Here is a 552-nt window from a genome sequence, read left to right on the forward strand (position 1 = left end):
GCCCCGCCCCGCCCCGGAGGTGTTGCCGCGTCCTCCAGGATGTCCAGCCAGGTATCGCCGATCCGGTAGCGCGGCGTCCCGGCTTCGCCGCCCTCGACCGGCTGCGGCGCCTCGCCCAGCATCGTGGCCAGAGCCTGCAGGACCGGCTCGGCGGACGCGACGCGCAGCCGCACGCCCGCGATGCCGCGCGCGCCGTTGGAATGGCGGTCCGCCCGCGGGATGCGGTGGGCGCGACCTTCCCGGTCCTCCACGAGAAACGGCAGCGCTTCCTCGCCGCCCGCGCCGATGCCCGTCAGGAGGAGGTCGAGCGACCAGGTCTCGCCGCCGGCCAGCGTGTTGGCGACCCGCAAGGGGCCGCGCATCGGCAAGCCGGCGCGCCGCAGACGCTCCGCCGCATTCTCCGTGTCGTCGACGAGATAGGAATAGTCGGCCCATCCCTCGCCCGCCTCCAGTAGCGGGGCCAGCCGATGCCGACGAGGCGGCGGCCGGATCGCGAAAGGCGCTGAGAAGAAGGTAGGATCCGTCGGCGAAGCAGACGAAGCGGTTCGCCAT

At 73.6% G+C, this 552-nt stretch carries 1 protein-coding gene; it reads right to left on the bottom strand.

The features are described 5' to 3' along the window. A partial coding sequence (locus AUL35_RS21355; RefSeq protein ID WP_192847147.1) for a VOC family protein occupies positions 1-552 on the bottom strand: 552 nt, incomplete at both ends.

It is taken from the genome of Aureimonas sp. AU4 (genome assembly GCF_001463765.1).
Classification (GTDB): domain Bacteria; phylum Pseudomonadota; class Alphaproteobacteria; order Rhizobiales; family Rhizobiaceae; genus Aureimonas.